The 22769-nt window shown below is 69.7% G+C and carries 21 protein-coding genes; 13 read left to right on the top strand and 8 right to left on the bottom strand.

Features of this window, described 5'->3' with window-relative positions; translation table 11 throughout:
• The first annotated feature begins 1 nt into the window (after window position 1).
• The 9 genes from uvrC to RKD05_RS16355 all read left to right on the top strand — a co-directional run bounded on the left by uvrC (window position 2) and on the right by RKD05_RS16355 (window position 8577).
• Window positions 2-1945: an excinuclease ABC subunit UvrC gene (uvrC, locus tag RKD05_RS16395; RefSeq protein ID WP_022880300.1), complete on the top strand. Its 1944-nt coding sequence runs from the start codon at window positions 2-4 to the stop codon at window positions 1943-1945.
• A gap of 27 nt (window positions 1946-1972) precedes the next feature.
• Window positions 1973-2851, top strand: coding sequence for an RNase adapter RapZ (gene rapZ / locus RKD05_RS16390; protein WP_022880299.1), 879 nt, complete (start codon window positions 1973-1975; stop codon window positions 2849-2851).
• An 84-nt stretch (window positions 2852-2935) separates the two neighbouring features.
• Complete coding sequence (whiA, locus tag RKD05_RS16385) at window positions 2936-3913, top strand: DNA-binding protein WhiA (RefSeq protein WP_424711428.1); 978 nt, start codon at window positions 2936-2938, stop codon at window positions 3911-3913.
• Between the two features lie 206 nt (window positions 3914-4119).
• Window positions 4120-4746, top strand: a complete 627-nt coding sequence (locus tag RKD05_RS16380) for a superoxide dismutase (protein WP_063257881.1) — start codon at window positions 4120-4122, stop codon at window positions 4744-4746.
• A gap of 104 nt (window positions 4747-4850) precedes the next feature.
• Complete coding sequence (gene gap / locus RKD05_RS16375; RefSeq protein WP_063257882.1) at window positions 4851-5861, top strand: type I glyceraldehyde-3-phosphate dehydrogenase; 1011 nt, start codon at window positions 4851-4853, stop codon at window positions 5859-5861.
• Window positions 5862-5867: 6 nt separating this feature from the next.
• Window positions 5868-7082 carry a phosphoglycerate kinase gene (locus RKD05_RS16370; protein ID WP_424711427.1) on the top strand — a complete coding sequence of 405 codons (1215 nt, stop codon included), beginning with the start codon at window positions 5868-5870 and terminating at the stop codon, window positions 7080-7082.
• Complete coding sequence (gene tpiA, locus RKD05_RS16365; protein ID WP_424711426.1) at window positions 7073-7861, top strand: triose-phosphate isomerase; 789 nt, start codon at window positions 7073-7075, stop codon at window positions 7859-7861. Before RKD05_RS16370 ends, tpiA begins: the two co-directional genes overlap by 10 nt.
• A gap of 112 nt (window positions 7862-7973) precedes the next feature.
• The gene (gene secG / locus RKD05_RS16360) at window positions 7974-8222 is read left to right on the top strand and encodes a preprotein translocase subunit SecG (RefSeq protein ID WP_063257885.1); all 249 of its coding nucleotides are present in this window, start codon (window positions 7974-7976) and stop codon (window positions 8220-8222) included.
• A gap of 1 nt (window position 8223) precedes the next feature.
• Window positions 8224-8577, top strand: a complete 354-nt coding sequence (locus RKD05_RS16355) for an RNA polymerase-binding protein RbpA (protein WP_063257886.1) — start codon at window positions 8224-8226, stop codon at window positions 8575-8577.
• A gap of 60 nt (window positions 8578-8637) precedes the next feature.
• On the opposite strand, the gene pgl is transcribed toward RKD05_RS16355, so the two are convergent.
• Genes pgl through tkt form a run of 6 tightly spaced genes read right to left on the bottom strand, consistent with a single transcriptional unit; the run spans window position 8638 to window position 16784 of the window.
• Complete coding sequence (gene pgl, locus RKD05_RS16350) at window positions 8638-9429, bottom strand: 6-phosphogluconolactonase (protein WP_424711424.1); 792 nt, start codon at window positions 9427-9429, stop codon at window positions 8638-8640.
• The gene (locus RKD05_RS16345) at window positions 9426-10373 is read right to left on the bottom strand and encodes a glucose-6-phosphate dehydrogenase assembly protein OpcA (protein WP_424711422.1); all 948 of its coding nucleotides are present in this window, start codon (window positions 10371-10373) and stop codon (window positions 9426-9428) included. Before RKD05_RS16345 ends, pgl begins: the two co-directional genes overlap by 4 nt.
• Window positions 10370-11920 (bottom strand): glucose-6-phosphate dehydrogenase, encoded by a 1551-nt coding sequence (gene zwf, locus RKD05_RS16340; protein ID WP_063257889.1) that lies wholly within the window; start codon window positions 11918-11920, stop codon window positions 10370-10372. Before zwf ends, RKD05_RS16345 begins: the two co-directional genes overlap by 4 nt.
• Window positions 11921-11924: 4 nt before the next feature.
• Window positions 11925-13550, bottom strand: coding sequence for a glucose-6-phosphate isomerase (locus tag RKD05_RS16335; RefSeq protein WP_424711420.1), 1626 nt, complete (start codon window positions 13548-13550; stop codon window positions 11925-11927).
• Entirely contained in the window at window positions 13547-14668 is a 1122-nt protein-coding gene (gene tal / locus RKD05_RS16330) for a transaldolase (protein WP_424711418.1), read from the bottom strand. Before tal ends, RKD05_RS16335 begins: the two co-directional genes overlap by 4 nt.
• A gap of 19 nt (window positions 14669-14687) precedes the next feature.
• Window positions 14688-16784: a transketolase gene (tkt, locus tag RKD05_RS16325; RefSeq protein ID WP_424711877.1), complete on the bottom strand. Its 2097-nt coding sequence runs from the start codon at window positions 16782-16784 to the stop codon at window positions 14688-14690.
• Window positions 16785-17014: 230 nt separating this feature from the next.
• Here tkt and RKD05_RS16320 point away from each other — a divergent pair, with 230 nt between their 5' ends.
• Window positions 17015-17941 carry a heme o synthase gene (locus RKD05_RS16320; protein WP_063257892.1) on the top strand — a complete coding sequence of 309 codons (927 nt, stop codon included), beginning with the start codon at window positions 17015-17017 and terminating at the stop codon, window positions 17939-17941.
• Window positions 17942-18009: 68 nt separating this feature from the next.
• Here RKD05_RS16320 and RKD05_RS16315 read toward each other — a convergent pair whose 3' ends face one another.
• Both RKD05_RS16315 and RKD05_RS16310 read right to left on the bottom strand, forming a co-directional pair.
• Entirely contained in the window at window positions 18010-18495 is a 486-nt protein-coding gene (locus RKD05_RS16315) for a dinucleotide-utilizing enzyme (protein WP_424711416.1), read from the bottom strand.
• A 113-nt stretch (window positions 18496-18608) separates the two neighbouring features.
• Entirely contained in the window at window positions 18609-19577 is a 969-nt protein-coding gene (locus tag RKD05_RS16310; RefSeq protein WP_424711415.1) for a COX15/CtaA family protein, read from the bottom strand.
• Window positions 19578-19831: 254 nt separating this feature from the next.
• Between RKD05_RS16310 and sufB the strand changes: the two genes are divergently transcribed.
• The 3 genes from sufB to RKD05_RS16295 are packed head-to-tail and all read left to right on the top strand — an operon-like array spanning window position 19832 to window position 22767.
• A complete protein-coding gene (gene sufB, locus RKD05_RS16305; protein WP_063257893.1) occupies window positions 19832-21250 on the top strand; it encodes a Fe-S cluster assembly protein SufB in 1419 nt (472 codons plus the stop codon).
• Complete coding sequence (gene sufD / locus RKD05_RS16300; RefSeq protein WP_424711414.1) at window positions 21251-22444, top strand: Fe-S cluster assembly protein SufD; 1194 nt, start codon at window positions 21251-21253, stop codon at window positions 22442-22444.
• Window positions 22441-22767, top strand: coding sequence for a non-heme iron oxygenase ferredoxin subunit (locus RKD05_RS16295; protein WP_063257895.1), 327 nt, complete (start codon window positions 22441-22443; stop codon window positions 22765-22767). Before sufD ends, RKD05_RS16295 begins: the two co-directional genes overlap by 4 nt.
• Window positions 22768-22769: the final 2 nt, after the last annotated feature.

Here is a 22769-nt window from a genome sequence, read left to right as displayed (position 1 = left end):
CGTGGCATCCCGGGAACGGGTGTCGCAGCTGCCCTACCGTCCGAAAGCGGGGGAGATCCCCACCAACCCGGGGGTCTACCGCTTCCGGGATGCTGAGGGGCGCGTGCTCTACGTCGGCAAGGCGAAGAACCTCAGGGCGCGGCTGTCGAACTACTTCGCGCCGCTGTACTCGCTGCACGAGCGCACGCGGCGCATGGTCACGACCGCGGCGTCGGTGGAGTGGACCGTCGTACCGAGCGACGTCGACTCGCTGCAGCTCGAGTACATGTGGATCAAGGAGTTCGATCCGCCCTTCAACGTCCGGTACCGCGACGACAAGTCGTACCCGTTCATGGCGATCACCCTCGCCGATGAGGCACCGCGGGTGATCGTCACGCGCAACCCCAAGATCCGCGGAGCCAAGTACTTCGGGCCGTACCCGAAGGTGTGGGCCGTCCACGACACGATCGACCTGATGATCAAGGTCTTCCCGATCCGCACGTGCAGCGACTCGTCGTACAAGAAGGCGATGCAGTCGGGCCGGCCGTGCTTTCCGGGGCAGATCGGGCGCTGCGGCGGACCGTGCTCGATGAAGGTGACGATCGAGGAGCACCGCGCGATCGTCGACGACTTCGTGGCCTTCATGTCCGGTGGCGACCAGAGGTTCACCAAGGCGCTCACGGCTCGCATGATGGAGGCTTCGGCCGCCATGGACTACGAGGCCGCGGCCCGCTACCGCGACAAGCTGCAGGCCATCGACGCGGTGCTCGGCAAGAGCGCGCTCGTCCTGCCTGCCGACACGGATGCCGATCTCTTCGGTATCGCCGAGGACGAGCTCGCGGCGACCGTGCAGCACTTCGTCGTCCGCGGCGGCCGCGTCCGCGGTGTGCGCGCGACCACGATCGAGAAGGAGATCGACATCTCCGGCGCCGACCTCGTCGACCAGGTGCTGCAGCGCACGTACGGCGACGCCACGGCCGCCGACATCCCGCGGCAGGTGCTCGTGCCCGAGCTGCCGGACGACGCGGAACAGCTCGAGGCGTGGCTCCGCGATCGGCGCGGCCGCCCGGTGTCGTTGCAGGTCGCGCAGCGCGGACCCAAGGCCGACCTGCTCAAGACTGCGACGCTCAACGCGCAGCAGGCGCTCATGCTCCACAAGACGCGCCGAACCAGCGACTACGTCGCCCGCTCGCAGGCGCTCACCGACCTCCAGGAGGCCCTGGGGTTGGCGGAGGCGCCCCTGCGCATCGAGTGCTACGACGTCTCGCACCTCGCGGGCACCAACGTCGTGGCATCCATGGTCGTGTTCGAGGACGGTCTGCCGCGCAAGGACCAGTACCGCTCGTTCGGCGTCGCCGAGACGACGGACGACACCGACTCGCTGTACCAGGTGCTCACTCGGCGGCTGGCGTACGTCGACCGCCCCGAGGACGACGAGCGCGAGACTCTCGGCGGAGCGATCGTCGCGGATGCCGAGAGCCCCGAGGCGACCGCCGACGGCGAGGTCGTCACGACGCGCAAACGCCCGCGGTTCGCCTACCGGCCCCAGCTGCTCGTGGTCGACGGCGGGCAGCCGCAGGTCGCGGCCGCTGCGCGCGCCCTCGCGGACGCGGGCCACGAGGAGATCGCGCTGTGCGGCATCGCCAAGCGGCTCGAGGAGGTGTGGCTGCCGGGGGAGGACTATCCCGTGATCCTTCCGCGCACGTCCGAGGCGCTCTACCTGCTGCAGCGCCTGCGCGACGAGGCGCACCGTTTCGCGATCACGCACCAGCGCAAGCGCCGCAAGCGCGACATCTCCAGCGTGCTCACCGAGGTGCCCGGGCTGGGCGACGCCCGCATCAAGGCGCTGTTGCGGCACTTCGGTTCCGTCACCGCGTTGAAGAACGCCTCGCCCGAGGAGATCATGGAGCTGCCGGGGATCGGACCGACCCTCGCCGAGGCCATTCACGCGCGGCTGTCTCGGTAGGCTGGGAACCCGACGAAAGGGCGCATCATGCAGGCGGGACCGGACACGCCCGGCGAGATCCTCATCGTCACGGGAATGTCGGGCGCGGGTCGTTCCACGGTCGCCAACGCCCTGGAGGACCTCGACTGGTACGTCGTCGACAACCTCCCGCCGCGGATGCTGCGTCCGCTGCTCGATCTGACCGAGCGCGCCGCGGGCGCGGTGCCCCGCGTGGCCGTCGTCGTCGACGTCCGCGGGCGTTCGCTCTTCGGCGACCTCCCCGAGGCGATGCGCGCGCTGCAGGCCGACGGTCAGGTGCGCGTGGTGTTCCTGGATGCCTCGGACGCGGTGCTCGTGCGCCGGTTCGAGGCCGTGCGGCGACCGCATCCGCTGCAGGGCGACGGCACGATCCTCGACGGCATCCGGCGGGAGCGGGAACGTCTGACGCCCATCCGGGAGACGGCCGACGTCGTCATAGACACGTCGGCGTACAACGTGCACCAGCTGTCCCTCCGCACCGTCGAACTGTTCGGCGAGGAGGGCGCGGCACGGCACACGGTGACGCTCATGAGCTTCGGGTTCAAGTACGGTCTGCCCACCGACGTCGACCTCGTCGCCGACATGCGGTTCCTGCCGAACCCGTTCTGGAACGAGGAGCTCCGCCCCCTCACCGGCGAGGATCCGGCGGTGCGCGAGTACGTCCTCGCCCAGGAGGGCGCGCGGGAGTTCCTCGACGCCTACTCCGCGGTCCTGCGCCCCGTGCTGGCGGGCTACGAGCGCGAGAACAAGCGGCATTCGGTCGTCGCGATCGGCTGCACCGGCGGCAAGCACCGGTCCGTCGTGATGGTCCGCGAGCTCGCGGCCCGCATCGGCGAGCTGCCCGGCGTCGCGGTGAGAGTGACTCACCGTGACCTCGGCCGCGAGTAGGCTGTACCCTCGTCCCCGCCGCCTCTGCAGCCTCACCCGTGCTGCTGGCGAGCGTTGCCCCATCGTCCTGAACCGAGGAGAACCGTGCCGCTGACCGCCGACGTGAAGGCCGAGCTGATCACCGTACGCGACCCGCGTCCGACGGCGCGTGTCGCCGAGCTCACGGCGATCCTCCGCTTCTCCGGCGGCCTGCACTCGATCGCCAACCGTGTGGCCGTCGAGGCCGAGCTCGACTCCGACATCCTGGCCCGCCGCGTGGCCCGCGACCTGATGGAGCTCTACGGCGTGCGCCCCGAGCTGCACCACGTGCAGGGCTCCGGCAGCCGCACGGGCGGCCAGTTCGCCGTCCGGGTCATCGAGGCGGGCGAGACGCTCGCGCGCCAGACCGGTCTGCTCGACCAGCGCCGCCGCCCCGTGCGCGGCCTCCCCAACAAGCTCACGACCGGATCGCGCCCCGACCTCAGCGCCGTCTGGCGCGGCGCGTTCCTCGCCAGCGGTTCGCTCAGCGACCCGGGCCGTTCCGCGGCCCTCGAGATCGCGTGCCCGTCGTCCGAGGCGGCCATGGCGCTCGTGGGCGCGGGCCACCGCATCGGCATCCCGGCCAAGGCGCGCGAGGTGCGCGGTGTTCCCCGTGTCGTCGTGCGCGACGGCGAGGCGATCCGTAGCGCCCTGTTCGAGATGGGCGCCCGCCGCACGGCGGGGGAGTGGGACCAGATGCGTCAGCGCCGCGAGGTGCGCGCCGGCGTGAACCGCCTCGTCAACTTCGACGACGCCAACCTCCGCCGGTCCGCCCAGGCGGCGGTCGCGGCGTGCGCCCGCGTGGAGCGCGCGCTCGAGATCCTCGGCGACGAGGTGCCGGCGCACCTGCAGCAGGCCGGCGAGCTGCGCCTGGCGCACCGCGACGCGAGCCTCGACGAGCTCGGGCACCACGCCGACCCGCCCCTCACCAAGGACGCGGTGGCCGGTCGCATCCGTCGCCTGCTCGCGATGGCCGACAAGAAGGCCGAGGCCGGGGGCATCCCCGGCACCGAGGCCGCGGTGCCCGTCGGCGCCGACGACTGACTCACGCGCTGCACACGAACGGATGCCGGAGACCTGGCATCCGTTCTCCGTTTCTGCGCCACGGCCGCTGGCGACGCGCCGGGGCGGATACTCCGCGTCATTCGGGGAAGCAACCCCGTCGTCGCTGCGTTGCTCCTCACTAGGATGAAGACGTCACCCTCGCTGCGCCGAGGCTTCGGTGCAGCGCCGATTCGGAAGTAGAGAACATGGCGAAGTACACGCTGCCCGAACTGCCCTACGACTACGCCGCGCTGGAGCCGCACATCAGCGCGACCATCATGGAGCTGCACCACAGCAAGCACCACCAGACGTACGTCAACGGCGCGAACACCACGCTCGACCTCCTCGCCGAGGCGCGCGAGAAGGGCGATTTCGCGAACATCAACCGCCTCCAGAAGGACCTCGCGTTCAACCTGGGCGGTCACACCAACCACTCGATCTTCTGGACGAACCTCTCGCCCAACGGCGGCGACAAGCCGACCGGCGACCTCGAGGCCGCCATCGACGACCAGTTCGGTTCGTTCGACGCGTTCCGCGGCCAGTTCACCGCGGCCGCTCTGGGCGTCCAGGGCTCCGGCTGGGCGGGTCTGTTCTGGGACTCGATCGGTGAGAACCTCGTCATCCAGCAGTTCTTCGACCAGCAGGGCCAGATCGTGGCCGGCACGGTTCCGCTGCTGCTCCTCGACGTGTGGGAGCACGCGTACTACCTCGACTACAAGAACGTCCGTGCCGACTACGTGAAGGCGTTCTGGAACATCGCCAACTGGGCCGATGCGCAGGAGCGCTTCGCGGCCGCCCGTGAGAAGACCGCGGGTCTGCTGGTACTGTCGTAAACGGCGTGGGCGTCCCGACGGGACACCCCGTCGGGACGCCGTTGTCCGCCAGCGAACACCGCAATCACGCGCATCTCGCGCACAACTGATTCAGGAGATATTCCGTGACCGTCAAGATCGGAATCAACGGCTTCGGCCGAATCGGACGCAACTACCTCCGCGCGGCTCTCGCGCAGGGTGCTGACCTGGAAATCGTGGCGGTGAACGACCTCACCGACAACAAGACCCTGGCCCACCTCCTCAAGTACGACTCCGTCGGAGGCGTACTGGCCGAAGAGGTCTCGTACACCGAAGACTCCATCACCGTCGGCGGCAAGACCATCAAGGTCTTCGAAGAGCGCGACCCCGCCAACCTCCCCTGGGGCGAGCTCGGCGTCGACATCGTCATCGAGTCGACCGGCCGTTTCACCAAGGCCGAGGATGCCAAGAAGCACGTCGCCGGCGGCGCGAAGAAGGTCCTCATCTCGGCGCCCGCCACGGGTGACGACGCGACCATCGTCATGGGCGTGAACGAAGAGACCTACAACCCCGAGACCGACGTCATCATCTCGAACGCGTCGTGCACCACGAACTGCCTCGCCCCGCTGGCGAAGGTGTTCAACGACGCCTTCGGCATCGAGCGCGGCTTCATGATGACCGCTCACGCCTACACGGCCGACCAGAACCTGCAGGACGGTCCGCACAGCGACCTCCGTCGTGCGCGTGGTGCCGCGATCAACATCGTGCCCGCCTCGACCGGTGCCGCCAAGGCCATCGGCCTGGTTCTGCCCGAGCTGAACGGCAAGCTCAGCGGCTCGTCGTACCGCGTGCCGGTCCCCACCGGCTCGATCGTCGACCTCACGATCGTCACGCCCACCGAGGGCCTCACGGTCGACCAGGTCAACGAGGTCTACAAGAAGGCTGCGGCCGAGGGCCGTCTCGCGGGCTACCTCGCCTACACCGAGGACCCGATCGTCTCGAGCGACATCCAGGGCAACCCGCACTCCTCGATCTTCGACGCCGAGCTGACCAACGTGTCCGGCAACCTCGTCAAGGTCTCGTCCTGGTACGACAACGAGTGGGGTTACTCCAACCGCCTCGTCGACCTGACCGAGTACGTCGCCGAGCGTCTCTGACCCTCCATGGCTCTGCGCACCCTCGAATCGCTGGGGTCGCTGGCCGGCACGCGCGTCATCGTCCGTTGTGACCTGAACGTCCCCCTCAAGGACGGCGTCATCACGGACGATGGCCGCGTGCGCGCGTCGCTGCCGACCCTCAACGCCCTGATCAACGCCGGCGCTCGCGTCGTCGTCTGCTCGCACCTGGGGCGCCCCGACGGGTCGCCCGACCCGAAGTACTCGCTCGAGCCGGTCGCGCAGCGCCTGTCCGAGCTCCTCGGCCAGCCGGTCGCGTTCGCGCGCGACACGGTCGGCGAGTCCGCGCGCGAGGCCGTCGCCTCGCTCGAGGACGGGGACGTCGCCGTCATCGAGAACCTCCGCTTCAATCCGGGGGAGACCTCGAAGGATGAGGCCGAGCGCCAGGCGTTCGCGCGTGAGCTCGCCGATCTCGGCGATGCGCTCGTGTCGGACGGCTTCGGCGTCGTGCACCGCAAGCAGGCCAGCGTCTACGACCTCGCGCAGATCGTGCCGTCCGCGGCGGGTCTGCTCATCCAGAAGGAGCTCGAGGTCCTCGACCGCCTGACGGAGAACCCCGAGCGCCCGTACACGGTCGTGCTCGGCGGCTCGAAGGTCAGCGACAAGCTCGGCGTCATCGAGCACCTGCTGCCGCGCGTCGACAAGCTGCTCGTGGGCGGCGGGATGATGTTCACGTTCCTCGCGGCCGAGGGCAACAAGGTCGGTTCGAGCCTGCTCGAGCAGGACCAGATCGACACGGTGAAGGGCTACCTCGCCACGGCGAAGGAGCGCGGCGTCGAGATCGTCCTCCCCGTGGATGCCGTCGTCGCGGCGTCCTTCTCGGCCGACGCCGAGCACGTGGTGGCGGATGCCGTGGCACTCGAGGACACCCCGTTCGGTGCCTCGGGGCTGGGCCTCGACATCGGTCCCCGCACGGCGGACCTGTTCGCCGAGGCGATCCGCGACTCCCGCACGGTGTTCTGGAACGGCCCGATGGGCGTGTTCGAGATGGCCGCGTTCGCCGCGGGCACCAAGACCGTCGCGAAGGCGCTGACCGAGGTCGACGGCCTGAGCGTCGTCGGCGGGGGCGACTCGGCCGCGGCCGTGCGTCAGCTCGGCTTCGCCGATGACCAGTTCGGTCACATCTCCACCGGTGGCGGTGCCAGCCTGGAGTTCCTCGAAGGCAAGAAGCTCCCCGGACTGGAGGTCCTCGGATGGGTGTGACCAGAACCCCCCTCATCGCCGGCAACTGGAAGATGAACCTCGACCACCTGCAGGCGGTCGCGTTCGTCCAGAAGCTGCACTGGACGCTGAAGGAAGCCAAGCACGAGAACGGCAGCGTCGAGGTGGCGGTCTTCCCGCCGTTCACCGACCTGCGCACCGTGCAGACGCTCCTCGACGCCGACAAGATCGCGTTCGCGCTCGGCGGGCAGGACCTGTCCGCGCACGACTCGGGTGCGTACACCGGCGAGATCTCGGGGCAGTTCCTCGCGAAGCTCGATGCGAAGTACGTCATCATCGGGCACTCCGAGCGTCGGCAGTTCCACCACGAGACCGACGAGATCATCGCGGCCAAGACCCAGGCGGCGCTCCGCCACGGTCTGGTGCCCGTGATCTGCGTGGGCGAGACCTCGGAAGACCTCGAGAAGTTCGGCGCCAGCGCCGTGCCCGTGGGTCAGCTCGAGGTCGCGCTCGAGGGCGTGGCATCCGATGCCGACATCGTCGTGGCGTACGAGCCGGTCTGGGCCATCGGCTCGGGCCAAGCGGCGACGCCCGACCAGGCGCAGGAGGTCGCGGCGAAGCTCCGCGCCGTCGTGGCCGACAAGCTCGGTGCCGACGCCGCCGCGCGCACGCGCATCCTCTACGGCGGGTCGGTGAAGTCGGGCAACATCGCCGGCTTCATGCGCGAGCCCGACGTGGACGGTGCCCTGGTGGGTGGCGCGAGCCTCGTCGTCGACGAGTTCGCGGCCATCATCCGCTACCAGAAGCACGTCGGAGTCTGACCTCCCCGGATGCCCGCGGCCCCGTGCCGCGGGCATCCGTGTGTCCGCTCCGGCTCCCCGTATACTTGACGCTTGTGCGGTCGGTTCCGACCGCCGCGAAAGGCTTTCGACAGTGCAGATTCTCGAGTTCGTCCTGCAGGTTCTCCTGGGCGTGACCAGCCTCCTGCTGACCCTGCTCATCCTGCTCCACAAAGGACGCGGTGGCGGTCTGTCCGACATGTTCGGCGGCGGCATGAGCTCGGCACTGGGCTCGTCGGGCCTGGCCGAACGCAACCTCAACCGATTCACGATCGTGCTGGCGCTGGTGTGGTTCATCACCATCGTCGGTCTCGGTCTCCTCACCAAGTTCGCGGAGCTCTGACATGGCCACTGGCGGCAACGCCATCCGCGGCACGCGCGTCGGCGCGGGCCCGATGGGCGAACAGGATCACGGTTTCCACGCCGATCGCGTCGCGGTCTCGTACTGGGACGCGCTCGGCAACGAGACCGTCCGGTATTTCGCGGCGGGCATCCCCGACGACGAGATCCCCGAGACGATCGACTCCCCGCACTCCGGCCTTCCCGCCGGACGCGACAAGAACAACCCGCCGGCCCTCGCGAAGACCGAGCCGTACAAGACGCACCTCGCCTACGTGAAGGAGCGTCGCACCGACGAGGAAGCGGCGTCGCTCCTCGACGACGCGCTCCAGCAGCTGCGCGAACGCCGGGGTCAGTAAGCCCTGATACGAGAAGAGACCGGATGCCATGGCATCCGGTCTCTTCTCGTATGTGCGTGCTCAGTACTCGCGGTCGATGAGCTGCGGCGGAACCTGGTCGGCCGCGGCCACGTCGACGAAGAACGCCGTGCGCCGACGGCCCTTCGCGCCGGCGGCCGGGACGCTCTGGTAGCTCGCGCCCGCGAGGGCGAGGCCCAGGGCGGCGGCCTTGTCGGCCCCCGCGATGACCATCCACACGCGCTTCGACGAGTTGATGACCGGGCGGGTGAGCGAGATACGCTCCGGCGGCGGCTTGGGGGAGTCGCGCACCGGCACCGTGGCCCGGTCGGTCACCGAGATCTCGGGCCGGTCGGGGAACAGCGAGGCGATGTGCGCGTCGGGGCCGACGCCCAGGAAGCAGATGTCGAACGCCGGCCACGGGCCCGTCTCGCTGCGGTCGGAGGGCGCGAACTGCGCCAGCTCGTCCGCGTACGCGATCGCCGCGGCATCCAGGTCGAGACCGTCGTCCGTGGACGCGGCGGCGTGGATGTTCTCGGCCGGGATGTCCAGACCGTCGAGGAACGCGACGCGTGCCTGCTTCTCGTTGCGGTCGTCCGAGTCGCGCGCAACGAAGCGCTCGTCGCCGAACCAGAAGTGCACCAGCGACCAGTCGATCTCGGCGATGCGCGGGTCACGGGCGGCCGAGCGCAGGACCGCGCCACCCATCGTTCCGCCGGTCAGGCACACGTGCATGCGCTTGCCCTCGGCGACGCGCTTCACGATGCGGTTGACGAACCGCGTCGCGACGTAGTCGGCGAGGGTGTCGGCATCCTTCTTGATGATGACCTGTTTGATCGAGCCGTTCTCGGTCATCGGGCGCTCTGGTCGTCGAGGGTGTGCAGCAGCTCGGTGCACTGCGTCAGGACGCGCCCGTACAGCACGTCCGGGTCGAGCCGCCGCAGTTCCTCGGCGAGGCATTCGCGCAGGGTGCGCCGCGGGAAGTCGAGCTCGTGCGTCGGCTGTCCCGGCTGCGTGAGGACCGCGACGCCCGGCGTCGGACGCTCCAGCAGCGTGTCGCCGCTCGCGCGGCTGAGGCGCACCGACTTGATGCCGCCGGCCCACTCCTCCTCGGGGAGGTAGGTGTAGGTCACGGGAGCTTCGAGCTTGAGGCCGAGCCAGGCCGCGAGCAGCGCCGTCGACGGGGAGTCGCTCGAACCCGAGACCTCGATCGAGGTGACCGGCTCGTAGGGCGGCTGGTCGAGCACGGCCGCGAGCTGCTCGCGCCAGCGCGTGACGCGGGTCCACGCGAAGTCGGTGTCGCCCGGGGCGTAGTGCTCGCCGAGGTGCGCGACCCACGAGGTGGGGTCGGGCTGCGACTTGGCGTCGGTGATGCGACGCTGCGCGATACGGCCGATCTCCGACAGCGAGGGGTCGGTGGGAGCCTCCGCGGGCCACCACGCCACGACGGGAGCGTCGGGGAGGAGGAGGCCCGTCACGAGGCTCTCGGCGTTCGAGGCGGCCGCGCCGTGGGCGCGGAGCACCACGACCTCGCTCGCGCCGGCGTCGCCGCCGACGCGGATCTCGGCGTCGAGGCGGGGCTCCTCGTCGTCATCGCCGAACAGGACGGCGATCACGCGCATCGGGTGCTCGCGCGACGCGTCGTTGGCGGCTTCGATGACCTCTTCCTCGGCGCCGTGGTGCGTCACGATGATGAGGGTGAGCACGCGCCCGAGGGCGACGGCGCCGCCCTCCTCGCGGACGCTGACGAGCTTCTTCGAGATCGCGCTGACGGTGGTGTCGGGCAGGTCGATGATCACGGACGCCTCCAGGTGCGGCCATCGCGGGCGAGGAGTTCGTCGGCGGATGCCGGCCCCCACGACCCGGGAGAGTACTGTTCGAGCGGTCCGCCCTGGGCGGCCCAGAACTCCTCGATCGGGTCGAGGATCTTCCAGCTGAGTTCGACCTCTTCGTGCCGCGGGAAGAGCGGCGGGTCGCCGAGCAGGACGTCGAGGATGAGTCGTTCGTACGCCTCGGGGCTCGCCTCGGTGAAGGCGTGGCCGTAACCGAAGTCCATCGTCACGTCGCGCACCTGCGTGCCGTCGCCGGGGACCTTGGAGCCGAAGCGGATCGTCACGCCCTCGTCGGGCTGCACGCGGATGACCAGGGCGTTCTGCCCCAGCTCCTGCGTCTGGCTGCGCGAGAACAGCTGCTGCGGGGCGCGCTTGAACACCACGGCCACCTCGGTGACGCGGCGTCCGAGACGCTTGCCGCTGCGGACGTAGAACGGCACGCCCGACCACCGGCGCGTGTTGATCTCGAGCTTCACCGCGGCGTAGGTCTCGGTGACCGACTCGGGGTTCATGCCGTCTTCCTCAAGGAAGCCGAGCACCTTCTCGCCGCCCTGCCACCCACCGGCGTACTGACCGCGCGCGGTCGCCTCGGCGAGGTTCTCGGGCAGGCGCACCGCCGCGAGGACCTTCTCCTTCTCGGCACGCAGGTCGGCGGCGTTGAAGCTGATCGGCTCTTCCATCGCGGTGAGCGCGAGCAGCTGGAGGAGGTGGTTCTGGATGACATCGCGTGCCGCGCCGATACCGTCGTAGTAGCCGGCGCGACCGCCGACACCGATGTCCTCGGCCATCGTGATCTGCACGTGGTCGACGTAGTTGCGGTTCCAGATCGGCTCGTACAGCTCGTTCGCGAAGCGCAGCGCGAGGATGTTCTGCACCGTCTCCTTGCCGAGGTAGTGGTCGATGCGGAAGATCGAGTCGGCCGGGAACGCGCTCTCGACGACCTCGTTCAGCTCGCGCGCCGAGGCGAGGTCGTGACCGAACGGCTTCTCGATGACGACGCGCCGCCAGCCGGTGGTGTCGTCGGCGGTCTCGCCGACGAGCCCCGAGGCCTTGAGCTGGGTCGTGACCAGCGGGAAGGCCTTCGGCGGGATCGACAGGTAGTACGCGTGGTTGCCCATGGTTCCGCGCTCGACGTCGAGCTTGTCGACCGTCTCCCGCAGGCGCGCGAACGCCTCGGGATCGTCGAACTCGCCCTGGACGAAGCGGATGCCTTCCAACAGCTCCTGCCACGTCTCCTCGCGGAACTCGGTGCGCGCGTACTGCTTGACCGACTCGTGGACGACCTTGGCGAAGTCCTGGTCCTCCCAGTCACGACGGGCGAAGCCCACGAGCGCGAAGCCGGGCGGGAGCAGGCCGCGGTTGGCGAGGTCGTACACCGCAGGCATGAGCTTCTTGCGCGACAGGTCACCCGTCACGCCGAAGATCACCAGGGCACTGGGCCCGGCGATGCGATTGAGTCGGCGATCCTCGGGATCGCGAAGGGGATTGTGACCGGGTGTGATCTCTACGACCATGCTTTTACTGCGCCGCCTCGAAGAGTGAGAGCACCTCGACCTGCGGGTCGGTGAGCGTGAGAGTGACGACGGGGCGGCCGTGGCCGTCCGCCAGCACGCTCGCGTCGCCCGCGGCCTGTGCGTGGATAAGTTCCCCGAACGTGAACGGTCGCCCGGGTATTTCCAGGTCGACGTCGGTGCGTTCGGTGATCTGCAGGAAGACGCCGTTCGCGGGTCCTCCCTTGTGGTACTGACCGGTCGAGTGGAGGAACCGGGGTCCCCACCCGAAGGTCGTGGGTCGACCGGCATCCGCCGCCACGAGCTCGCGGAGTCCCGCGAGCTGGGGGAGCTCGACGCGGTTCACGTAGGCCTGGATGCTGACGTAGCCGTCCGCGGGGACGGCCGCCCACAGGGCGTCCAGCACGCTCGCGAGCGTTCCACCGGCGGCCAGCGCCGGGTCGGAGACGCGGACCTCGACGCCGTCGAGCACGAGAGCGGGTTCCGTCGGCTCGGGACGCGCGTCGAGGAGACCGCGCGCGGCGACCTTCGCCGACTCCACGTCGGGCTGGTCGAACGGGTCGATCCCGAGCAGGCGACCCGCGATCGCGGTCGCGTACTCCCACACGACGAACTGCGCGCCGAGCGATCCACTCACGAGGATCTCGCCCTCGTGACGGTCGAACAGGTGGAACGCGTCCGCGTGGTCGACGAACCGCACGACCTGCAGGTCGGCGGGCTTGGACTCGAGTTCGGGGGAGACCGGGAGCAGGACGACGGGCAGGATGCCGGTGCCCTCCTTGCCGGTGGACTCGGCAATCAGCTGCTCGATCCAGTCCGGCAGACCGGGGAGGTGGCTGCCGTCGGTGACCAGGCCGAGTTTGTCGCGGCGGAGGTCGCCGCCGCCGGCGATGGCCGCCGCCAGGACGAGGGCCGGGTTCTCGGGCGAGTCGATCGCGACCTCGAGCAGCGTGGCATCCGCTTCGTCGAGGAGGTCGTCGATGTCGACGCCGGCGAGACCGGCGGGGACGAGTCCGAACGCCGTCAGCGCCGAGTACCGGCCGCCCACGGTGGGGTCGGCGGGGAACACGCGATAACCGTCGGCGCGAGCCGACTGCTCGAGCGGAGAGCCCGGGTCGGTCACCACGACGATGCGCTCGGCGGGGTCGATGCCCAGGTCGCGGAAAGCGGCCTCGAAGGCGCGCTTCGCGGAATCGGTCTCGATCGTGGAACCCGACTTGCTCGAGACCACGAGCACGGTCTCGCGCAGGCCGCCGGACTCGGCGTCGCCGTCGATCGCGGCGAGAACCTGCCCGGGGGCGGTGGAGTCGAGGATCACGAGCGGAACGCCCGCGGACCGGGCGATGACCTCGGGGGCGAGCGACGAGCCGCCCATCCCCGCGAGGACGACCCGGGTCACGCCCTGCGCGACGAGGGCGTCGCGCAGGGCCGTGATCTCCGGCACGAGCGGGCGCGAGACGGAGACCGCCTGCACCCACCCGAGTCGTCGGGATGCCTCGTCCTCGGCCGCGGGACCCCACAGCGTGGGGTCACCCGCCGTCAGAGCGGACGCGACCAGCGAGCCGACCAGACCGGGCAGCTCGGAGTCGACGACCGCCTTGGCGTGGCCGGTGGCCTTGACGGCGAAGGTCACTTCGCGGCCTGGGCGCTTCCGGCCTCGAGCGCGGTGGCGACCGTCTCCTGCAGTTCGTGCCAGGAGGCGATGAACTTCTCCACGCCCTCGTCCTCGAGCACCTGCGTCACGTCGGCGAAGTCGACGCCGGCCGCGGCGAGCTGGTCGAAGACCTCGTGCGCCTCGGCGTACGCGCCGGTGATGGTGTCGCCGGTGATGACGCCGTGGTCGAAGGTGGCCTCGAGCGTCTTCTCGGGCATCGTGTTCACGGTGCCGGGGGCGACGAGCTCGGTGACGTACAGCGTGTCGGGGAGCGCCGGGTCCTTGACTCCCGTCGACGCCCAGAGCGGGCGCTGCACGGTCGCGCCGGCGGCGAGCAGCTCCTTCGCGCGGTCCTCGGCGAACTTCTGCTCGAAGAGCTCGTACGCGAGGCGCGCGTTGGCGAGGCCCGCCTTGCCCTTCAGTGCGGCGGCTTCGTCGGTGCCGATCGCGGCGAGGCGCTTGTCGACCTCGGTGTCCACGCGGGAGACGAAGAACGACGCGACCGACTGCAGGGTCGAGATGTCGTGTCCGGCCTCGCGGGCCTTCTCGACGCCGGCGAGGTACGCGTCGATGACCTCGGCGTAGCGCTCGAGGCTGAAGATCAGCGTGACGTTCACGGAGATGCCCGCACCGATGACCTCGGTGATGGCGGGGAGGCCCGCCTTCGTCGCGGGGATCTTGATGAGGACGTTCGGGCGGTCGACGCGCGCCGAGAGGTCCTTCGCCTGGGCGATGGTCGCCTCGGTGTCGTGCGCGAGGTCGGGGGAGACCTCGATCGACACGCGGCCGTCGACCCCGCCGGTGGCCTCGAACACGGGCAGGAAGATGTCGCACGCGTCGCGCACGTCGTCGGTGGTGATCGAGAAGATCGCCTCGTCGACGCCCGCGCCGTGGCCGGCGAGCTCGCGGACCTGGCCCTCGTAGGCCTCGCCCTTGGAGAGCGCACCGGCGAAGATCGTCGGGTTCGTGGTGACGCCGGAGACGTTGCGCTTCTCGATGAGTTCGGCGAGGTTGCCGGACTGGATGCGCTGACGGGACAGGTCGTCGAGCCAGATGCTGACGCCTGCGGCGGAAAGCTGTTCGGTGGGAGTGCTCATTGTCTGTTCTCTCCTGGGATTACTTCGCGGCGGCGATCGACTCGTGGGCGGCCGACACGACCGCCTCGGCGGTGATGCCGAACTTCTGGAAGAGGGTCTTGTAGTCGGCGGAGGCGCCGAAGTGGTCGATGGCGACCGAGCGGCCGGCGTCGCCGACGATGCCCGCCCACGTGAGCGCGGAACCCGCCTCGACGGAGACGCGCGCCTTCACCGAGGACGGCAGCACGGACTCGCGGTACGCCTCGTCCTGCTCGGCGAACCACTCGAGCGACGGAGCCGAGACCACGCGGGCGTTGATGCCGTCGGCGGCGAGGGTCTCGCGGGCCTGGACGGCCAGCTGCACCTCGGAGCCCGTGGCGATGAGGATCACGTCGGGCTCGCCGTTCGGGGCCTCCGCGAGGACGTACGCGCCCTTGACCGCGTTAGCGGCCGACGCGAAGACGTCTCCGGATGCCTCGCCCTCGCCGCGCGCGAACACGGGGATGTTCTGCCGCGTGAGCGCGAGACCGGCGGGGCCGGCGGTGCGACGGAGAATCTCGAGCCATACGACCGAGGTCTCGTTGGCATCCGCGGGACGCACGAGGGCGAAGTTCGGGATGGCGCGGAGGCTGGCGAGCTGCTCGATCGGCTGGTGCGTCGGGCCGTCCTCGCCGAGGGCGACGGAGTCGTGCGTCCAGACGAAGACCGTCGGGATGTTCATCAGCGCGGCCAGACGCACCGGCGGGCGCATGTAGTCGCTGAAGATGAGGAACGTGCCGCCGAACGGACGCGTCGGTCCGTGCAGCACGATGCCGTTGAGGATCGCGCCCATGGCGTGCTCGCGGATGCCGAAGTGCAGCACGCGGCCGTACGGGTCGCCGGACCACTCGTGCGTCGACCACGAGGTGGGGATGAAGGACTTGGCATCCTTGATCGTGGTCAGGTTCGACTCGGCGAGGTCGGCGGAACCGCCCCACAGCTCGGGGAGTTCGGCGGCCAGCGCGTTGATGACCGTGCCCGACGCGGCACGCGTCGAGACGTCCTTGCCGGCCTCGAACGCGGGGAGCGCGTCGGCGATGTCCGCGGGGAGCTCGCGGGCCTGCAGGCGGTCCCACAGCTGCTTGCGCTCGGGGTGGGCGGCGGCCCACGCGTCGAACTTCTCCTGCCAGGCGGACTTCGCGGCGGCACCGCGCTCGACGAGCTGGCGCGTGTGGGCCAGGACGTCGTCGGCGACGACGAAGTGCTGCTCGGGGTCGAAGCCGAGCACCTCCTTCGTGGCCTTGAGCTCGTCGGCGCCGAGCGCCGAACCGTGGATCTTGCCGGAGTTCTGCTTGCCGGGGGAGGGCCAGCCGATGATCGTCTTGAGGATGATGAGCGACGGCTTGCTCGTCTCGCCCTTCGCGGCCTCGATCGCGGCGTTGAGCTCGGCGACGTCCTCGACGTACTGACCGGTCTTCTTCCAGTCGACGGTCTGCACGTGCCAGCCGTAGGACTCGTAGCGCTTCTGCACGTCCTCGGTGAAGGCGACGTTCGTGTCGTCCTCGATCGAGATCTGGTTGGAGTCGTAGATCGCGATGAGGTTGCCGAGCTCCTGGTGGCCGGCGAGCGAAGAGGCCTCGCTGGTCACGCCCTCCTGGAGGTCGCCGTCACCCGCGATGACGTAGACGTAGTGGTCGAAGGGGCTCTCGCCGGCCGGGGTCTCCGGGTCGAACAGGCCGCGCTCGTAGCGGGCGGCGTAGGCGAAGCCGACCGACGAGGCCAGACCCTGGCCGAGCGGGCCGGTCGTGATCTCGACGCCGTCGGTGTGGCCGTACTCGGGGTGACCCGGGGTGAGCGAGCCCCACGTGCGCAGCGCCTCGAGGTCCTTCAGCTCGAGGCCGAAACCGCCGAGGTAGAGCTGCACGTACTGCGTGAGCGAGGAGTGGCCCACGGAGAGGATGAAGCGGTCGCGTCCGGGCCAGTGTGTGTCGGCCGGGTCGTGGCGCAGGACGCGCTGGTAGAGCAGGTAGGCCGCGGGGGCGAGGGACATCGCGGTACCGGGGTGCCCGTTCCCCACCTTCTCGACGGCATCCGCCGCCAGAACGCGTGCGGTGTCCACCGCGCGCCGATCGATCTCGTCCCATTCGAAGTCCGACAACACGGTGCCTTTCTCGTCACTTTGCGCCCGGGGTCACGATCCGACGCCGCTCTCGACGCCGTAGGGGCGGGAGTGGGGTGGGGTGGTCGGCGCGGGGCGCGCGTTCATCGCCAGCATAGCGAGAACGTACGAAGGCCCGGGACTGTTCCCGAGGGGGTCGACAGGCGGCCGGGTGTGTGTACGGGATGCCATAGAATCGTGGGGATACGCTCGCTCTACCCCGGGGGACGATGGACATCTCGACGACGTCGCACGTCACTGCGACGACCGATCGCCGCTCCGTCGGACGCACCGTTCGCGCTTATGTCGCTCTGACCAAGCCGCGCGTGCTGGAGCTGCTGCTGGTCACGACCGTTCCGGTCATGATCCTGGCGGCACGCGGACTGCCCGACATCTGGCTCATCTTCGCCACCGTCATCGGGGGATCGTTGAGCGCCGGTTCCGCCGCCGCGTTCAACATGTACCTGGATCGCGACATCGACGCGCACATGCAGCGCACCGAGAACCGTCCGCTGGTGACCGGCGAGGTGTCGCCGCGCGGCGCCCTGACGTTCGCATGGACGCTCGCCGTCGTCTCAACCGTGTGGCTGTGGGCGTTCACCAACGCGCTGGCGGCCGGCCTGTCCGCGGCGGCCATCTTCTTCTACGTCGTGATCTACACGATGATCCTCAAGCGCCGCACCGAGCAGAACATCGTCTGGGGCGGGATCGCCGGCTGCTTCCCGGTGCTGATCGGCTGGTCGGCCGTGACCGGCTCGCTCTCCTGGGCGCCGTTCATCCTGTTCGCGCTGGTGTTCCTCTGGACGCCCCCGCACTACTGGCCGCTGTCGATGAAGTACGCCGACCAGTACGAAGAGGTCGACGTCCCGATGCTCGGGGCCACCCGCAGCGGCTCGCAGGTCGGTCTCCAGGTGATCCTGTACGCGTGGGCCACGGTGGCGTGCTCCCTGCTGCTCATCCCGGTGGCATCCATGGGGCTCGTCTACAGCGTCTCGGCGCTCGTGTTCGGCGGCTGGTTCGTCTACGAGTCGCACCGCCTCTACTCGCGGGCCGTGCAGGGCGTGCAGCCCCGCCCGATGCGCGTGTTCCACGCGTCGATCACGTACCTCACGCTGCTGTTCGTCGCGATCGCGATCGACCCGCTGCTGCCGTTCTGAGTTTCCGGACTCCACGCGAAACGCCCGCTCCCGAGAGGGGAGCGGGCGTTTCTCGTCGTTCGGGGCGATCAGGAACGCGCGGGGTTCCCGTCGGCGTCCTTCTCGAAGGGAACTGCCTCGGCGGGAGCCGGAGCGTCCGACGGGGTCTCGACGTCCGCGTCCTCGAGGACGAGGGGCGCGGCGGGCGCGGTCGTGGCCGCTGCGGCCACGGTGGGGGCGGCGGCGAACGGCGCCTCGGGTGCACTCTCGTCGTCGTTCGTCCAGTCGATGGTCTCCACCGAGACGTCGGGGCGCGGACGGGTCGACACGACCGCCGCGACGGCGAGGGTCGTGAGGATGCCGAGCGCACCGGCGCCGAGGAGCACGGCGCCGACGATCGCCCACGACTGGGCGACGTAGACGGTGACGACCGTCGCGTTGGGGTCGTTGAGCACGGCCTGCATCGCGTCGATCTGCTGGAAGACGATGACGAGTCCGCCGATCACGGAGGCCACGGAGAGCACCAGGAGCACCCAGAACGGGATGCTGGTCACCAGGCGGGGACGGGTCTGCATGAGAGGAACTCCTTCGATTCCCGGGCACGGTCGGCACGGGTCGCAACAGAGTCTCGCACTCGCCGGTGCGTGGACTCTGGGCGCTCGATGAAATCCCTATGAACGCGCTAAGGTCAGCGCTGCGCGGCCGCGACGGCGTCGCGCCGGTCCGCGGAACCCGTGGCGACCGGGGCCTTCAGCCGCAGGACGACGACCGTCATGGTCGCCGCGGCGAGGGCCGCCAGCACCATGTGCACGCCGACCGCGAGTTCGGGCAGGCCGTTGCGCGCCTGGTAGAGGCCGACGGCGATCTGCACCAGCTCGACCGCGAGCAGCGCCGTCGCCCAGCGGCGCACCGGGAGCCGCAGACGCCACGCGAGCGCGACGATGACGAGGGTCAGGGCGAACAGGGCGTAGCCGGGCCACGCGTGGACGTGCTCGAGCACCTCGGCGTCGAAGCCGTTGCGCTGCACGGCCGCCGCGTCTCCGGAGTGCGGGCCCGCGCCCGTCGTCAGGACGCCGAACACGACGGTGAGGGCCAGGACACCGGTCGTGGCGTGGACGAGGCCGGCGAACCACGCGGGGACGACGCGCTCGCGCGCGCCGGCGGGGAGGTACATGAGGACGAGGAACGCCGCGCACACGGTGACCAGGACCACCGAGGCGATGTAGTGGAACCCGACGATGAAGGGGTTCAGGCCCGTCAGCACCGTGATGCCGCCGACAACCGCCTGCGCGACGATTCCGCCGAGCACGATCAGGGCCAGCACGAACATGCCGCGGCGGTCTTTCCGCATCCGCCACATGAGCACGACGACCGCGAGCGCGAGGAGGCCGACGAGCCCCGTGAGAGTCCGGTTGCCGAACTCGATGATGCCGTGGATCCCCATCTCGGGGGTGTTGACCAGGGAGTCCGGCGTGCAGCGCGGCCAGGTCGGGCAGCCGAGTCCCGAACCGGTGAGCCGGACCGCTCCGCCGGTCCCGATGATGAGCACCTCGGCCACGAACGACAGCCATGCGAACACGCGCACGCGCCGGTCGGGGTGCGTCGGCAGCCAGTCGACGAGGCGTCCGAGGACGCGGGGGGACGAAGCGGTGGACATGCGCGCAGCCTCCTGGCGGCGGGGCGCTCAGGTCGCGGCGGCGGGTCTGCGCCGTGCCGGGAGCGGGTCTTGCCTGTAGAATCGAAGGGTCTTCGGGTGCAGCGCTCGCGCGTCCCGCACCCCTGACAGTCTAGGCGCGCAGCCAGCGCCTTCGAGCGGGCCCACCAGCGACGTTCCTGTGACTCCGACCGGAGTCGATGCCGGAATGTCGGGGCGGATGACACCGTTGTGGCCCGAGAAGGAGAGTGACCACCATGTCCGACGTGCTCATCGACCGTCCCGAACTCGAGGGACTGGGGGTGTACGAATTCGGCTGGCACGACACGGATGCCGCCGGGGCCGTCGCCCAGCGAGGCATCAATGAAGAGGTCGTGCGCGGCATCTCCGCGCTGAAGTCCGAGCCCGAATGGATGCTCAAGACCCGTCTCAAGGGTTATCAGCTCTTCGGTCGCAAGCCCATGCCCACGTGGGGCGCGGACCTGTCGGAGATCGACTTCGACAACATCAAGTACTTCGTGCGCTCGACCGAGAAGCAGGCGCAGTCGTGGGAGGAGCTCCCCGAGGAGATCCGCAACACCTACGAGAAGCTCGGCATCCCCGAGGCCGAGCGCCAGCGTCTCGTCGCCGGCGTCGCCGCCCAGTACGAGTCCGAGGTCGTCTACCACCAGATCCGCGAGGACCTGGAGGAGCAGGGCGTCATCTTCATGGACACCGACACGGCGCTCAAGGAGCACCCGGAGTTCTTCGAGGAGTACTTCGGCACCGTCATCCCCGCGGGTGACAACAAGTTCGCGGCACTGAACACCGCTGTGTGGTCCGGCGGATCGTTCGTGTACGTCCCGAAGGGCGTGCACGTCGAGATCCCGCTCCAGGCGTACTTCCGCATCAACACCGAGAACATGGGCCAGTTCGAGCGGACGCTGATCATCGCGGACGAGGACAGCTACGTCCACTACATCGAGGGCTGCACCGCCCCGATCTACAAGAGCGACTCGCTGCACTCGGCCGTCGTCGAGATCATCGTGAAGAAGAACGCCCGCGTGCGGTACACGACGATCCAGAACTGGTCGAACAACGTCTACAACCTCGTCACCAAGCGCGCCGTCGCCCACGAGGGCGCGACGATGGAATGGGTCGACGGCAACATCGGGTCCAAGGTGACGATGAAGTACCCGTCCATCTACCTCATGGGCGAGCACGCCAAGGGCGAGACCCTGTCGGTCGCCTTCGCGGGTCCCGGTCAGCACCAGGACGCCGGCGCCAAGATGATCCACATGGCGCCGTACACGCAGTCGTCGATCGTGTCGAAGTCCATCGCCCGCGGCGGCGGTCGCGCCGGTTACCGCGGCGAGGTCCGAGTGGATGCCAACGCCCACCACTCCGCCAACACGGTGCGCTGCGACGCTCTGCTGGTCGACACGATCTCGCGTTCCGACACGTATCCCGCGATCGACATCCGCGTCGACGACGTGCAGCTCGGTCACGAGGCCACCGTCTCGAAGGTCAGCGAGGAGCAGCTGTTCTACCTGCAGTCCCGCGGCCTGCCCGAGGACGAGGCCATGGCCATGATCGTGCGCGGCTTCATCGAGCCGATCGCCCGCGAGCTGCCGATGGAGTACGCCCTCGAACTGAACAAGCTCATCGAGATGGGCATGGAAGGATCCGTAGGCTAAATGTCGACTGCGACCCAGACCCCCGCCGCTGCGGCGGAGGGTCATATCGACCCTGCCGCCCTGGTGGCATCCGTCGTCCCCGTCCAGACCCGGTCGGAGCGTCCGACGTCGTTCGACCCGAGCGACTTCGGCACCCCGACCGGCCGCGAGGTCAACTGGAAGCTGAGCCCGGTCGACCGGCTCGCGCCGCTGTTCGTCGACGAGGCGGGTCCCGAGGGCATCATGCGCGTCGAGGTCACCGCGCCCGACGCCGTGGAGCAGCTGCGCCTGGCCGTCGGCGACGCGCCGCGCGGTGAGCACTTCCGCCCCGAGGACCTGCCCGCGGCCCTGGCGTGGACGCACGAGCCCGAGGCTCCGCTGCTGCGCATCCCGGCGAACGTCGAGCTCGACGAGCCGATCGTCGTTCGGCTCACCGGCACGGGCGGCCTCGCGCACGCCCACGTCGTGATCGAGGCGCAGCCGAACTCCCGCGGCACCGTCGTCCTGCGGCACGAGGGCAGCGTGCAGCACGCGCAGAACGTCGAGATCCTCGTCCGCGACGGCGCCGAGCTGACGGTCGTGTCGGTGCAGCGCTGGGACGACGACACCGTGCACGCCTCCTCGCACCAGGCCCGCGTCGACCGCGACGCCAAGCTCACGCACGTCGTGGTGAGCTTCGGAGGCGGCGTCGTGCGCGTGAACCCGTCGGTCGAGCTCGCGGGTGCGGGCGCCGAGGGGCGCCTGTACGGCCTGTCGTTCGCCGACGCCGGTCAGCACCTCGAGTCGCAGGTGTACCTGCACCACAAGGGGCCGCACACCGTCGGCGACGTCCTCTACAAGGGTGCGCTGCAGGGCGTGAGCGCCCGCAGCGTCTGGATCGGCGACGTCCTCATCGGACCGGATGCCACCGGCACCGACTCGTACGAGGCCAACCGCAACCTCGTCCTCACCGACGGCGCGCGCGCCGACTCGATCCCGAATCTCGAGATCGAGACCGGCGACATCCAGGGTGCGGGGCACGCGAGCGCGACGGGTCGTTTCGACGACGAGCAGCTGTTCTACCTGCAGGCCCGCGGCATCGCCGAGGACGAGGCGCGACGCCTGGTCGTGCTCGGGTTCCTCAGCGAGATCGTCCAGCGCATCGGCATCCCCGAGCTCGAGGCCGAACTGACCGAGGCGATCGAGCGCGAGCTGGCCGAAGGAGCCGCGGCGTGAGCGCGTCCCGCGTGTGCGGGCTCAGCGAGCTCGTGCAGGACGAGGCCCGCCGCGTCGAGGTCGACGGCGTCGCGATCGCCGTCGTGCTCGACGGCAACGGCGACGTCCACGCGATCGGCGACGTCTGCACCCACGGCGACATCTCGCTCTCCGACGGCTTCGTCGAGGGCGAGACGCTGGAGTGCTGGGCGCACGGATCGGCGTTCTCGCTGAAGACCGGCCGCCCCCTGAACCTGCCGGCGTACGAGCCGGTCCCCGTGTACGAGGTCGTGATCGACGGAGACGACGTGCTCATCGATCCCGCCGTCACGAAATCTCTCTGAAC

This window comes from Microbacterium sp. SLBN-111, from assembly GCF_049739645.1.
Classification (GTDB): domain Bacteria; phylum Actinomycetota; class Actinomycetes; order Actinomycetales; family Microbacteriaceae; genus Microbacterium.
The sequence above is the reverse complement of the archived record's forward strand: the minus strand, read 5'-3'. Positions and strand labels throughout refer to the sequence as shown.